At 54.4% G+C, this 14540-nt stretch carries 8 protein-coding genes; 2 read left to right on the top strand and 6 right to left on the bottom strand.

Annotated features, from left to right (window positions below; genetic code table 11):
- Window positions 1-49 precede the first annotated feature (49 nt).
- Window positions 50-2335: a class 1a ribonucleoside-diphosphate reductase subunit alpha gene (nrdA, locus tag AC6I8A_RS13490; RefSeq protein WP_137386188.1), complete on the bottom strand. Its 2286-nt coding sequence runs from the start codon at window positions 2333-2335 to the stop codon at window positions 50-52.
- 578 nt (window positions 2336-2913) lie between these two features.
- The gene (gene ubiG / locus AC6I8A_RS13485) at window positions 2914-3639 is read right to left on the bottom strand and encodes a bifunctional 2-polyprenyl-6-hydroxyphenol methylase/3-demethylubiquinol 3-O-methyltransferase UbiG (RefSeq protein ID WP_061717833.1); all 726 of its coding nucleotides are present in this window, start codon (window positions 3637-3639) and stop codon (window positions 2914-2916) included.
- Window positions 3640-3815: 176 nt separating this feature from the next.
- Between ubiG and gyrA the strand changes: the two genes are divergently transcribed.
- Window positions 3816-6455 (top strand): DNA topoisomerase (ATP-hydrolyzing) subunit A, encoded by a 2640-nt coding sequence (gene gyrA / locus AC6I8A_RS13480; protein WP_497818668.1) that lies wholly within the window; start codon window positions 3816-3818, stop codon window positions 6453-6455.
- Between the two features lie 163 nt (window positions 6456-6618).
- Complete coding sequence (gene rcsC / locus AC6I8A_RS13475; RefSeq protein WP_256696959.1) at window positions 6619-9474, top strand: two-component system sensor histidine kinase RcsC; 2856 nt, start codon at window positions 6619-6621, stop codon at window positions 9472-9474.
- Window positions 9475-9522: 48 nt separating this feature from the next.
- Here the strand turns inward: rcsC and rcsB are convergent, their stop codons facing one another.
- Genes rcsB through AC6I8A_RS13455 form a run of 4 tightly spaced genes read right to left on the bottom strand, consistent with a single transcriptional unit; the run spans window position 9523 to window position 14357 of the window.
- A complete protein-coding gene (gene rcsB, locus AC6I8A_RS13470) occupies window positions 9523-10173 on the bottom strand; it encodes a response regulator transcription factor RcsB (RefSeq protein ID WP_007889370.1) in 651 nt (216 codons plus the stop codon).
- A gap of 1 nt (window position 10174) precedes the next feature.
- A complete protein-coding gene (rcsD, locus tag AC6I8A_RS13465) occupies window positions 10175-12838 on the bottom strand; it encodes a phosphotransferase RcsD (protein WP_497818954.1) in 2664 nt (887 codons plus the stop codon).
- Between the two features lie 23 nt (window positions 12839-12861).
- The gene (locus AC6I8A_RS13460) at window positions 12862-14016 is read right to left on the bottom strand and encodes an MFS transporter (protein ID WP_497818667.1); all 1155 of its coding nucleotides are present in this window, start codon (window positions 14014-14016) and stop codon (window positions 12862-12864) included.
- A complete protein-coding gene (locus AC6I8A_RS13455; protein WP_256696957.1) occupies window positions 14013-14357 on the bottom strand; it encodes a hypothetical protein in 345 nt (114 codons plus the stop codon). The genes AC6I8A_RS13460 and AC6I8A_RS13455 overlap by 4 nt, the downstream gene beginning before the upstream one ends.
- Window positions 14358-14540 lie beyond the last annotated feature (183 nt).

Below are 14540 nucleotides of genomic sequence, written 5' to 3'. Positions count from 1 at the left end.
AGTCCAAATGTGAAGAGGGCCGACCAATGTCGGCCCTGACAAGATGAGATTAGATCTTACATGCGCCGCTTTCGCAGCCATCATCCTGAATGGAAGGCGCCAGATCGTCCTGTGCATCTTCCGCCCCGTCGCGGGTGTTTTGATAGTACAGGGTTTTCACGCCGAACTTGTACGCGGTCAGCAGATCTTTCAGCAACTGTTTCATCGGCACTTTGCCATTAGCAAAACGGCTCGGATCGTAGTTGGTGTTCGACGAAATCGCCTGATCGATGAACTTCTGCATCACGCCAACCAGCTGCAGATAACCGTCGTTAGACGGCATTTCCCACAGCAGTTCGTACTGATCTTTCAGACGCTCATACTCTGGCACTACCTGACGCAGAATGCCGTCTTTCGATGCTTTGATACTGATATGTCCGCGCGGTGGCTCAATACCGTTAGTGGCGTTCGAAATCTGCGAAGAGGTTTCAGACGGCATCAGCGCAGAAAGCGTTGAGTTGCGCAGACCGTGCGTGGTGATGGACTCACGCAGACCTTCCCAATCCAGATGCAGCGGCTCGTTGCACACCGCGTCGAGATCCTTTTTATAGGTATCGATCGGTAGAATGCCCTGCGAGTAAGTGGTCTCTTTGAACCACGGGCAGGCACCTTGCTCTTTCGCCAATTCGTTCGAGGCTTTCAGCAGGTAGTACTGAATGGCTTCGAAGGTTTTGTGCGTCAGGTTGTTGGCGCTGCCATCGGAGTAGCGCACGCCGTTTTTCGCCAGGTAGTACGCGTAGTTGATCACGCCGATACCCAAGGTACGACGGCCCATAGCGCCGCGTTGTGCTGCCGGGATGGGGTAATCCTGATAATCCAGCAGCGCATCCAGTGCACGTACCGCAAGGGTGGCCAGCTCTTCCAGATCGTCAAGGCTGTTAATTGCGCCGAGGTTAAAGGCTGACAGCGTACACAGGGCGATTTCACCGCTTTCGTCATTGACGTCGTTCAGCGGTTTAGTCGGCAGGGCGATCTCAAGGCACAGATTCGACTGACGAACCGGCGCGATGCTTGGATCGAACGGGCTGTGCGTGTTGCAGTGATCGACGTTCTGAATGTAGATACGGCCAGTTGAAGCACGTTCCTGCATCATCAGGGAGAACAGCTCAACGGCTTTCACGCGCTGCTTGCGGATGCTGTCGTCTTTCTCGTATTTGGTGTACAGACGCTCGAACTCGTCCTGATCGGCGAAGAACGCGTCGTACAGGCCAGGCACGTCAGACGGGCTGAACAGCGTGATGTCTTCACCTTTCAGCAGGCGGGTGTACATCAATTTGTTGATCTGCACGCCGTAATCCATGTGACGCACGCGGTTGCCTTCAACACCACGGTTGTTTTTCAGCACCAGCAGGCTTTCAACTTCCAGATGCCACATTGGGTAGAACAGCGTCGCTGCACCGCCGCGCACGCCGCCCTGTGAGCAGGACTTCACGGCAGTCTGGAAATGCTTGTAGAACGGAATACAGCCGGTGTGGAACGCTTCGCCACCGCGAATCGGGCTACCCAGCGCACGAATACGTCCAGCATTAATACCGATACCGGCGCGCTGTGAAACGTATTTCACAATGGCGCTAGAAGTGGCGTTGATGGAGTCGAGGCTGTCGCCGCACTCGATCAAGACGCAAGAGCTGAACTGGCGCGTTGGGGTACGCACGCCGGACATGATAGGCGTTGGCAGTGAGATCTTAAAGGTTGAGATCGCATCGTAGAAGCGCTTCACGTAGTCCATACGGGTTTCGCGCGGGTAGCCAGAGAACAGGCACGCTGCTACCAGGATATAGAGGAACTGGGCGCTTTCGTAGATTTCGCCGCTGACGCGGTTCTGCACCAGATATTTCCCTTCCAGCTGCTTAACCGCTGCGTAGGAGAAGTTCATGTCGCGCCAATGGTCGATAAACTCGTCCATCTGCTCGAACTCTTCGGTGCTGTAATCTTCCAGCAGGTGACGGTCGTATTTGCCCATCTCCACCATCTTCACTACCTGATCGTACAGCTTCGGCGGCTCGAACTGGCCGTACGCTTTTTTACGCAGGTGGAAGATAGCCAGACGCGCGGCCAGGTATTGGTAATCCGGCGCATCACGAGAGATCAGGTCTGCGGCAGCCTTAATGATGGTCTCATGAATATCAGAAGTTCTGATGCCATCGTAGAACTGAATGTGTGAGCGCAGTTCAACCTGTGAAACGGAAACGTTGTTCAGCCCTTCGGCTGCCCAATCCAGTACACGGTGAATTTTGTCGAGATCAATGCGCTCCTGGCGGCCATCGCGTTTAGTAACGAGCAGACTTTGGTTCATGTCGCGTTTTTACCTGTCCATGCATGAATGACGTATTTATCCCCCATCTATGCACAAGGTTTATGCACAAGCCGCTCGTTGTGAGTAAGCCTGTGGATAAACACTATATATAGGGGGTGCGGGAAGTTTGAACAACAATATGGTGAGTATTCTAGTCAGCAATCTCTTCTTAACAAGAGTTGATTTTCACTAAAAAATCGTCCTTAGCGGCTGGCTAAAATCCTGGATCCGCATGCCGCAAGGCCTGCACTTAGTGTCAACCGCTAAGCACTTTTTTTTCACTTTATGATCGGACGCGTGTTTCTTGCTCAACCACCATGCTTCAGGAATTTTCTTAGATGAAAAAAGCCCCGACAAGGCCGTCAGCAGCGAACTTATCTAAAATTGCTTATGAATTTTTTGTGACTTGCTTAGCCTATAAAAAAGGCGGGTACGCGTCTAAAAGGAAATTGATCTGGATAAGAGGTCGCCATGAATGGCGACCCTACGGTGATACTGCGTGTTGATGCGCGCCGGGATGACATACGACGATGGTGCGATTTTTCGTAGGGTGCGCATTCATGCGCACCGGGATGACATCACTCCTGGCGATGCGTATGAATCATGTAGTTCACATCGACCCCGCGACCCAGACGGAACTGATTGGTCAGCGGATTGTAATGCAGGCCAATCATGTTTCTTTCACGCAGCGGGGTTTCATCGACCCAGTTCAGCAGTTCGGCAGGACGGATGAATTTCTTCACGTCGTGCGTCCCACGCGGCACCATGCGTAGTACATACTCCGCACCAAACACCGCCAGCAGCCAGGCTTTTGGATTGCGGTTGATGGTGGAGAAGAACACTTCGCCGCCAGGCTTCACCAGCTGCGCGCAGGCCAATACCACCGAACGCGGGTCAGGCACATGCTCGAGCATCTCCATGCAGGTCACCACATCATATTGCCCGGCATGACTTGCGGCGTGATCTTCCACGGTTTGCTGCACATAGTTAACGCTAACGCCGCTCTCCAGCGCGTGCAGACGCGCCACTTCCAGCGGCTCCGCGCCCATATCCAGGCCGGTAACTTCAGCGCCTTCACGCGCCATGCTCTCCGCCAGAATGCCGCCACCGCAGCCGACATCGAGCACTTTCTTACCGAACAGGCCATTGCTGTGCTGTGCTATCCAGCCGAGTCGCAGGGGATTGATACGGTGCAACGGCTTAAATTCACCCTCTAAATCCCACCAGCGGGATGCCACGGCCTCAAACTTGGCAATCTCGGCGTGGTCAACGTTCTGGCGGCTTTCCTGCGGTTGTTCACTCATTGAATCATCACTCCAGACAAAATATTCCCTCAGTATAAACGCTTAAGTCACGCGAACGCATCTCTCACGCTCAAGGAAAAGCGGGATTAAGGCCTGGTTAACGTTCACCGAAGGGAAGCGATGTGATATACTTTCGCACCTTTAAATCCGGGATTATGTAGAGGGATAGCGGCTCCATGAGCGACCTTGCGAGAGAAATTACACCGGTCAATATCGAAGAAGAGTTAAAAAACTCCTACCTCGATTACGCCATGTCGGTCATTGTTGGCCGAGCCTTACCCGATGTGCGTGATGGTCTGAAGCCGGTACACCGCCGTGTGCTTTTTGCCATGAGCGAACTGGGCAACGACTGGAATAAACCCTATAAAAAATCCGCCCGTGTGGTCGGTGACGTCATCGGTAAATATCACCCGCACGGCGATTCCGCGGTATACGAAAGTATCGTGCGTATGGCCCAGCCATTCTCCCTGCGCTACATGCTGGTTGACGGTCAGGGTAACTTTGGTTCGGTCGACGGCGACTCCGCCGCAGCGATGCGTTATACCGAAGTGCGCATGGCAAAGATCTCTTCGGAGCTGCTGGCTGACCTGGAAAAGGAAACCGTCGATTTCGTGCCGAACTATGACGGCACCGAGCAGATCCCTGAAGTCCTGCCAACCAAAATTCCTAACCTGCTGGTAAACGGTTCGTCCGGTATCGCGGTAGGTATGGCAACCAACATTCCACCGCACAACCTCACGGAAGTGATCAACGGCTGTCTGGCCTTCATCGAAGATGAAGACATCACCGTTGAAGGTTTGATGGAGCACATCACCGGGCCAGATTTCCCGACCGCTGCGTTCATCAATGGTCGTCGCGGTATCGAAGAAGCCTATCGCACCGGGCGCGGTAAGATTTACATCCGCGCACGTGGCGAAGTGGAAACTGATGCCAAGACCGGCCGTGAAACCATCATCGTTCACGAACTGCCGTATCAGGTGAACAAAGCGCGCCTGATTGAGAAGATCGCCGAGCTGGTGAAAGAGAAGCGCGTGGAAGGCATCAGCGCGCTGCGTGACGAATCTGACAAAGACGGCATGCGTGTTGTCATTGAGATCAAACGCGATGCGGTCGGTGAAGTGGTTCTCAACAACCTCTACTCGCTGACCCAGCTGCAGGTCTCATTCGGCATCAACATGGTGGCGCTGCATCAGGGCCAGCCGAAGATCATGACGCTGAAAGGCATCATCGAGGCCTTCGTGCGTCACCGTCGTGAAGTGGTTACGCGCCGTACCATTTTCGAACTGCGTAAAGCGCGCGATCGTGCTCACATCCTTGAAGGCCTGGCGATTGCGCTGGCGAACATCGATCCAATCATCGAACTGATTCGTCGTGCACCCACGCCAGCCGAAGCGAAACTGGGCCTGTTGGCGCAGTCGTGGGATTTGGGTAACGTTGCCGCGATGCTGGAACGTGCAGGTAACGATGCCGCGCGTCCGGAGTGGCTGGAAGCCGAGTTTGGTATTCGCGAGGGTCAATATTATCTGACCGAACAGCAAGCGCAGGCGATTCTGGATCTGCGTCTGCAGAAACTGACCGGCCTTGAGCATGAAAAACTGCTCGACGAATACAAAGAGCTGCTGGATCAGATCGCTGAACTGCTGCACATCCTGCAGAGCGCTGAGCGCCTGATGGAAGTGATCCGTGAAGAGCTGGAGCTGATGCGCGATCAGTTCGGCGATGCACGTCGCACTGAAATCACCGCGAACAGTGCAGACATCAACATCGAAGACCTGATTAATCAGGAAGACGTTGTGGTGACGCTGTCGCATCAGGGTTATGTCAAATACCAACCGCTGACGGACTATGAAGCCCAGCGTCGCGGTGGTAAAGGCAAATCCGCCGCACGTATTAAAGAAGAAGACTTTATCGACCGTCTGCTGGTGGCCAACACCCATGACACCATTCTGTGCTTCTCCAGCCGTGGCCGTCTCTACTGGATGAAGGTCTATCAGCTGCCGGAAGCCAGCCGTGGCGCGCGCGGTCGTCCAATCGTCAACCTGTTGCCGCTGGAAGCTAACGAACGTATCACCGCCATTCTGCCGGTGCGTGAATACACCGAAGGCTTCAACATCTTCATGGCCACCGCGAGCGGTACCGTGAAGAAAACCGCGTTGCAAGAGTTCAGCCGTCCGCGTAGCGCGGGCATTATCGCCATCAACCTGCGTGAGGATGATGAGCTGATTGGTGTGGCGCTGACCAACGGTAGCGACGAAGCGATGCTGTTCTCTGCCGCCGGTAAGGTGGTGCGCTTCGCTGAAACTGCGGTACGTGCGATGGGCCGTTCGGCTTCGGGCGTGCGCGGTATCAAGCTGGCTGAACGCGATAAAGTGGTGTCGCTGATTGTGCCACGCGAAGAGGGCGCGATCCTCACCGTGACGCAGAATGGTTACGGTAAACGTACCGCCAATACCGAGTATCCAACCAAGTCGCGTGCGACCCAGGGTGTGATCTCGATTAAAGTCACCGAACGTAATGGACCGGTTATCGGTGCGGTACAGGTGGTGGATGGCGATCAGATCATGATGATCACCGATGCCGGTACGCTGGTGCGTACTCGCGTCTCGGAAGTCAGCGTGGTTGGCCGTAACACCCAAGGCGTGATTCTGATCCGTACTGCGGAAGATGAAAACGTGGTGGGTCTGCAACGCGTCGCGGAACCGGTGGAAGAGGAAGAACTCGACGCCATCGACGGTAGCGTAGCGGAAGGCGAGGAGGATATCGCGCCGGAAGTGGACAGCGACGACGAAGCACCAGAAGCTGACGACGAAGAGTAATTCGTATCGGCTTTATTAAACGGCAGGTCAGGAAACTGACCTGCCGTTTTTTTATCTGAGTTTTCCCCTAAAGGCGCGGGCTAGCTGGCTTTTTAGGGCCGATAAAGCTAGTGTATGAAAGCTTTTCAACATCCTGATAACTCTTACCGCCAGTGAGCCTCTTTTGAAATATCTTGTCTCCTTTCGCACTACGCTTCGAATTTCACGCTATCTATTTCGTGCGCTGGCGTTGCTGCTCTGGGCGCTGGGTGCGCTGCTGACCACTTTCTACATCATCAACGTGCTGCACGAGAAAGAGAACGCGGTGCGTCAGGAGTTTGCCACCAATTACGGTCAGGCTGAGTGGTACGTACGCCACTCGGCGGATGTGATGCGCGAGCTGAAATACATCACCGAAAATCGCCTGAGCAGCAGCGCTAATGGTCTGGATGTGCTCAACGGTTTGCCGCCGGGCAAAGGTGCGCTGCCGCAGTTCACGCCGCTGTTTTCCGATGGCGACTGCACCTCAATGAGCAACACATGGCGCAACTCGCTGGATTCGCTCAGCTACTACATCAATTACTGGAAAAGCAATTTTGCCTCTGCGTATGAATTGAACCGCGTGTTCTTCATCGGTGGCGAGAACCAGTGTCTGGCCGATTTCACCATCGGCAGCAACAATTCAGTCGATCGTGAACGTAGCCTGAAAGCGCTGCGTGAACGCGTGCTGCACTATCGCAACGGCAATGAAGAAGAGCGCCGCCAGCCGATGTACTGGATCACCAGCAGCGCGCAGCCGGGCGTCGGCAACTTCTATATGGTGATGCCGGTGTATGTGGCGAACAAACTGCAGGCGCTGCTGGGCGTGGAGCAGAATATCCGCCTGGATGAGTTCATTCAGCCGGGCGGTTTGCCGCTGGTGGCCACCATCACCGATGAAAATTACCGTCCGCTGCTCAGTTCACGTCGCGGCGGGCCGGGCTACTCGCTTGACGATCTGCCGGACAACAGTACCTGGTTCGGCTATCTCGACAGCTATCGCCAGCTGGTGCTGAAGAAGCCGCTGCCACCTTCCAATCTCAATGTGGTCTGGTCGCTTTCCACCGACGTGTTGATGGATCAACTCAAGCTGATGCTGATTAACGCGCTGCTGCTTAATATCTTTACGGCGGTAATTTTGTTCACGCTGGCGTGGGTTTTTGAGCGCCGCATGTTCCTGCCGGCTGAAGAGAATGCGCATCGACTGGAGGAGCACGAACAGTTCAACCGCAAAATTGTCGCCTCGGCGCCGGTCGGCATCTGTATTCTGCGCACCAGCGACGGCACCAACATTCTGAGTAACGAGCTGGCACATAACTATCTGACGCTGCTGACGCAGGAAGATCGCCAGCGTCTGAATGAAATCATCGGTGGTCAGCAGGTTAACTTTGTCGATGTGCTGACCGGCAGCAACACTAACCTGCAAATCAGCTTTGTGCATTCGCGTTATCGCAATGAAAACGTGGCGATTTGCGTGCTGGTCGATGTCTCGGCGCGCGTGCGTATGGAGCAGTCGCTGCAGGAGATGGCGCACTCGGCCGAGCAGGCCAGCCAGTCGAAATCAATGTTCCTTGCCACCGTCAGCCACGAACTGCGCACGCCGCTGTACGGCATTATCGGTAACCTCGATCTGCTGCAAACCAAAGTGCTGCCGAAAGGCGTCGATTCACTGGTGACGGCGATGAACAACTCGTCGAGCCTGCTGCTGAAGATCATCAGCGACATCCTCGACTTCTCGAAGATTGAATCCGAACAGCTGAAAATTGAGCCCCATCCTTTCTCGCCGCGTGAAGTGGTCAATCACATTGCCAGCAACTATCTCTCGCTGGTGGTGCGCAAACGCCTGACGCTGTACGTGTTTATCGAAAACGATGTGCCGCTGACCCTGGATGGCGATGCCATGCGCCTGCAGCAGGTGATATCTAACCTGCTGAACAACGCCATCAAATTCACGCATACCGGCTGTATCATCTTGCATGCTTACGTCAAAGAGGGATATCTGGCGTTCCGCGTGCGTGATACCGGCGTCGGTATTCCGGCCAAAGAGGTGACGCGCCTGTTCGATCCGTTCTTCCAGGTAGGTTCGGGCGTGCAACGTAACTTCCAGGGAACCGGCTTAGGGCTTGCGATCTGTGAAAAGCTGATCAACATGATGGACGGCGATATCGAAGTTGATTCCGAACCGGGCATGGGCAGTCAGTTTATCGTGCGCATTCCGATCTATTCCGGTCAGATGGCGGCACCACCGCTGCTGGACGGCTTGCAGGAAAAAGCCATCTGGCTGGATATGCGTAATGAATACCTCGCCAGCTTCCTGCTGCGTCTGCTGCAACAGCAGGGCATTCAGGTGGCGTATTATCGCGGTCAGGCGGCAGCGGATGATGTGATCATTAGCGATCACGATGAGCTCGCTGCGCAAAGCGGACGCGCGCATATTCGTATCTGTGGTCAGCACATCGATATGCCGCACGAAACCGCGCCGGGTCAATGGATCCAGAGCAGCGCGATGCTGCACGATCTGCCGCAGCTGCTCGGCCGCATCTACCGCATCAACATCAATAGCGAAACCGCCACGCCGCTGCCGTTAACCGCGGCAAAAGCAGCCGCGACCTTCGAAGATATTATCGTGCTGATTGTTGATGACCATCCGATCAACCGCATGCTGCTGTCGGAACAACTCGGCACCGTGGGTTATCAGACCAAAACCGCGCAGGACGGCGTGGATGCGCTGAACGTGCTGAGCCGCAACCATATTGATATCGTACTGAGCGATGTGAACATGCCGAACATGGATGGTTATCGTCTGACACAACGTCTGCGTCAGTTAGGACATACTTTCCCGGTGATTGGCGTCACGGCCAATGCGTTAGCGGAAGAGAAGCAGCGCTGTATGGATGCGGGCATGGATAACTGTTTGTCGAAGCCGGTTACACTGGATGTGCTGAAAAGTACGCTGGCGGTGTATGCGGAACGCGTCAGAAAGGGCAGGGAAGGGGCGTAATACGCGAGCAAAAAATGGGCGGTGTCAGAAGACGCCGCCCATTGAGGATTACTCTTTGTCGACCTGAGTGGCGCTAACCGAAGAGAGATAGTTCAGCAGCGCGATATCATTTTCCACGCCCAGTTTCATCATGGCTGATTTCTTCTGGCTACTGATGGTTTTGATACTGCGGTTCAGTTTCTTAGCAATCTCAGTCACCAGGAAACCTTCTGCGAACAGACGCAGTACTTCACTCTCTTTCGGTGACAGACGTTTGTCACCGTAACCGCCAGCGCTGATGCGCTCCAGCAGTTTTGCCACGCTTTCCGGCGTATATTTTTTGCCTTTCTGCAGAGCAGCCAGCGCTTTTGGCAGATCGGTTGGTGCACCTTGCTTCAGTACGATCCCTTCGATATCCAGATCCAACACCGCGCTCAGGATCGCTGGGTTATTGTTCATGGTAAGAACGATAATCGAGAGATCCGGATAGTGACGTTTGATGTATTTGATCAGGGTGATACCGTCACCGTACTTCTCGCCTGGCATGGAGAGGTCGGTAATCAGGACATTGGCGTCCAGTTTAGGCAAGCTGTTTACTAATGCTGTTGAGTCTTCAAACTCACCTACAACGTTAACCCATTCAATCTGTTCCAGTGACTTACGGATACCGAACAGAACGATCGGATGGTCATCGGCAATAATTACGTTCAAGTTATTCATCTTATTGGTTACCTTGCTGCAGCAGTTGGCTGACGTACGCGTCAATTTCACTGGTGGTATTTTTAATGGTTAAATCGTCACATACTTTAATGTGTTGTTCTAACGCTTCACAAAGCAGTTTACCCGACCCCAGATTGAGCATGGCAAACACGCCTTTCAGGCGATGTGCTGTCTGAGCAAGCGAGGGATAATCCTTTTCCGCCGCTTCAGTATACAGTCTCTTCACATCTGGCGGTACTGTCTCGGTAAACAGCTGGAAATAGCCTCCGCTCATCAGCGGCGTGGCTTCTTCATCTTCGCGACTCTCCTCTAACAAATCATGAGAAAGCTGCTTTTCAATCAGGGCCAGCAGCGCATCAAGCAGTGCATTACTGAGATTGAAGTTGACCCGGAATTGTTGATCGTTCAACGCGTGATGACCCATTTCGTCGCCGGCCAGTAACAGCGCCCAACCGTTCAGACGGGCGGGATCGTCGGTCACCAGCACATCATGATCCTGACCGGTTAAGCGTTCATCCGACGTCAGGCATTTCGCGCCCCAGTTTTCGAGGTGGCGGCAAACGATCTTGTGTACATCTTCGACGGCGATATCCACCAACGCGGTCACGCCTTCCAGCAGTTTCTCTTCCTGCTCACCTTGCTGCTCTAACGCCAGCGGCAATTGGATGTTGTAGCGTGTGCCGATATCAGGTTTAGCGATGATCTCCAGCTGGCCGCCCATCTGTTTGCACAGCTGCTTACAGAGGAAAAATGCCATGCCGGACGCCTGGCCAAAACGATCCTGCGTGGTTTCACCAAGATAGGGGAAATCGACATTCGCCAGTTCATCGACGCTCAAGCCAGAGCCGGTATCCACCAGCTGCAGCAAGACCTGATTAGGCTTGTCTTCAGTGGTTTTAATCTCCAGCGAAATCTTGCCCCAGCGCGTGGTGGTCAGCGAATAGTGCATCAACGTGGTCAGCACTTTACGCAATGCACGACGATCGCCAAAGCGCATCTCGTCATTGGCTAAATGGTTGTTCACCACTAAAGCCAGACCTTTACGGCGCAGCAGCGGCAGGCTTTCCAGCGCAATTTCATCCAGCATATCCTGCAGGTTGAACACGCTGGCATCTGGCGACCAGTCATGCGCTTCAAGGCGATTGAGCAGCACGATATCATCGACCAGACGCGCCAAGCCCTGGCTCTCGTCGAGCAGATCGAGCACGCTTTCATCATCGTCGCGCTGGCTGAGTTGCACCAACTGCTTAACCATACTTTGCAGCGGACGGTTCAGCGCGTGACCGAGGTTATGCATTAATTGCTGACGCATCTGGTGATTGCGATCCAGCACCTGTTGCGCCTTCTGCAGCTTCTTATTCACCAGTAATTCACGGTCCTGATCGCGCATCATAAACAGCTGGGTATGCGGCGACAGCACGCTGCGCGCGTGGCGAATCTCATACACTTCGTTATTGATAGTGGCCTGCAATACGCCCTGATGCTGATCCGACATATTGATGATCTTCTGCAAATTCAGGTGCGGCAGCAGATGTTCGGCGATTTTATTGCTGAGCAGCGTGCGATTGGTGGCGAAGTCGTACACCAGCAAGCCGACCGGCAAACTGGCGACAATCTCTTCATTCAGCATGCGCAGCGAATCCAGTTCGGCGCTCTGGTTTTCGTTCGGGCGCAGCGACTGCTGACGCAGCAGCGTAATACCGGCAATGGACAGCAAAAATAGCACAAGGTTAATCAGCAGCGGCCACATCAGGTTATGCAGTGTATCCAGCGCCAGACTGGTAAGCGGCACTCGGTACACCAGCTGCAGCGACGTACTTGGCAGCGATGCGGCGATCTCCAGATTCGGATTCACCAGCGCCACGTGGGTGCTTTCGCTGCTGGTATCGTCGCTGGTGGTGGCGGTGGTGGAAGTTTGCGTGGCGTCCTGACGCAGCTGGAAATTCTCCAGCGGCATATTGCGCGGGATCAGATCGTTAACCGGCAAATCGAACGCCACCACGGTGGCTAAGTGGCCTGGCTGATTGAAGGTAGTACGCAGCGTAAAGTAGTGATCGTTCTGCCAGGCGAAATGACGCAGCGGCGAGAAACTTTCGCGCTCATCCAGCGCATTAGCCTGCTGCAGCATTTCGGCGCGGCGGCTATCAACCAGCGTATTAATCGCGCTCTCTTTATAACGCGTCGCCATGTCTTTCAGCGGCAGCGTGGAGATCATAATCAGGCTGTTATCCTGACCATTAAGGAAGTACATCGACCAGGTCGGATTTTCCGCGCCCCACAGCGTATCGAGATAGTTGGACATGCGCATGGTCATATCCAGCGTGCTGCCATCGTGCGAACCAAAAATCAGCGCTTCGGTTTTGCGGCGGGTTTTTTCCAGATAATAGACATCCGGACGCAGGCGGGTTTCCTGAAGATTGCTGTTCGGTGACGACCCGGCGGCGCTGGTGGCCAGGTTTTCATAGATCTGCCACGTAGCGAAGCGCGACGCATCGATACGTTTCTGCATCGCGCGCGCCAAATCGGTCATCGCATAGCGCTTCTCTGTCATCCAGGCATTTACGCTGTTGTGCACCATCGCGCCCAGCGCCAGAAAAAGCACCAGGTTAAACACCACGAAAAAGCGCGTTACATTGCCGGATGTCAGAGGAAATTTATAAGGCAGCATAGTGTCTCAGGATCATGGAATTAGCGCGCAACCCGTCGGGCACTGGCAGCGACGGCCAGCAGCAGCAGAGCGATAAGCAAAAATGCACCACTCAGGCTGATCCACTGGGAAATTAATCCGATTAAAGCCGGACCTGAAAGAATACCTGCATAGCCTAACGTTGTCATGGCCGAAATCGCCAGATTCGACGGCATATCGTGTTGATTCCCGGCAGCATTGAACAACATCGGCACCGTATTGGCGAGGCCAAAACCCACCAGCAGGAAAGCCAGCAGCGCGATTTGCGGCCAGGGTAACAATACCGCCAGCGTCATGCCCGCTGCAGCGGCTAGCGCACCGGTCAACATCACCGGATAACGGCCAAAGCGTTGAATCACTTTATCCCCGGTCAGACGACCAATGGTCATCGCCACCGAGAACACCGCATAACCCAAACCGGCATGTGCCGGGCTCATATCCGGGCTTTGCAGCAGCAACAGCGCGCCCCAATCCAGCACCGCGCCTTCGGCAAGAAACAGAATAAAGCAGAGCAAACCGAGGAAAGCGACCCAGCCGCGCGGGATCACCAGCCACGGTTGATCGGGCTGATGCAGGCGCTCGGTCATCAGCGTTGGCAGGCTCCATACCAATAGCAACACAATCAGCACCATCACCGCGCCAACCGCTTGCAACGGCGTCAGGCCGCTGCCGAGCAGCAAGCTGACGGAACCGGCGCCGATAATGCCGCCGAGGCTAAAGAAACCGTGGAAACCAGACATCATCGGCTTGCGCGCGGCTTTTTCCACTTCCACCGCCTGCACGTTCATCGCCACATCCAGCATGCCGAGTCCGGCACCAAACACCACCAAGGTGGCGGCCATAAGCCACATCACATTGAGCGTCGCCAGCAGCGGTAACACCGCCAGCACCACCAGCGTGGAGCACAACATCACCCGACGACCACCGAAACGCGCGATTAACCCGCCGGTAATCGGCATCGCCGCCAGCGATCCAATGCCTAAACACAGCAACAAACCGCCCAATGACGCGCCGCTCAACGCCAGACGCTGGCTGGCGAACGGCACCAGCGGTGCCCATGCGGACATGCCCAATCCGGCGATGAGGAAAACGATGCGTGTCCCAAGGTTGACACGGTGATGCAATTTATTGTGCGGCGCGGCGTCCAGTGCTGTCATAAAGAGTATTTTTCATTAGCGGTTGAAGCGACGAAGTTTAGCATCAAAGCGGGCGTTACACCGCGCATCAGACAATTCGGATGGCAGCGATTAAACGCCAGAAACAGGCATATTACCGATTTTTCACGCGTCGCTGCGCTTTTCCAGAACTTTCCTGGCATGTGCCAACCATAACTGGAGTGACTTAAGTAAAATTTTTTCTGCTGAATGATGCAGTATACTGATGAAAGATTCCGCGCCAGACGCGGCTTACACGTCAATTTTTTGGCGCTGTCGCAAAGCATGCATTTCCGGATTTTCGCCAATAGGCAGCGACCACCTAAAACCGATATGTTAGTCATCCCATCGGCTCCCGATGCGGAATATAGCGAGATCGAGATTATTTCTCCCGAGTGGGAGAGTTTTGCTGTGTCTTATTTTAATCCTTGTTACCTGCTGGTAACCCGTTTTCATCAGGTGAAGCGGACCGTTTATTAACGGCCTGTATGGCGCACCGGTACGCTTAAATCATTAATAAGCTTAAT

This window comes from Pantoea sp. X-Soil-ISGK-275 (genome assembly GCF_059730795.1).
Note: the sequence above shows the minus strand (reverse complement) of the source record. Positions and strands in the feature narration are given on the sequence as shown.

What these genes read in the sequence shown, in the direction of transcription:
- rcsB (WP_007889370.1), bottom strand. Translation starts at nt 10,173, where the DNA reads ATGAATAACTTGAACGTAATTATTGCCGATGACCATCCGATCGTTCTG.
- gyrA (WP_497818668.1), top strand. Translation starts at nt 3,816, where the DNA reads ATGAGCGACCTTGCGAGAGAAATTACACCGGTCAATATCGAAGAAGAG.
- nrdA (WP_137386188.1), bottom strand. Translation starts at nt 2,335, where the DNA reads ATGAACCAAAGTCTGCTCGTTACTAAACGCGATGGCCGCCAGGAGCGC.
- AC6I8A_RS13455 (WP_256696957.1), bottom strand. Translation starts at nt 14,357, where the DNA reads ATGACTAACATATCGGTTTTAGGTGGTCGCTGCCTATTGGCGAAAATC.
- ubiG (WP_061717833.1), bottom strand. Translation starts at nt 3,639, where the DNA reads ATGAGTGAACAACCGCAGGAAAGCCGCCAGAACGTTGACCACGCCGAG.
- AC6I8A_RS13460 (WP_497818667.1), bottom strand. Translation starts at nt 14,016, where the DNA reads ATGACAGCACTGGACGCCGCGCCGCACAATAAATTGCATCACCGTGTC.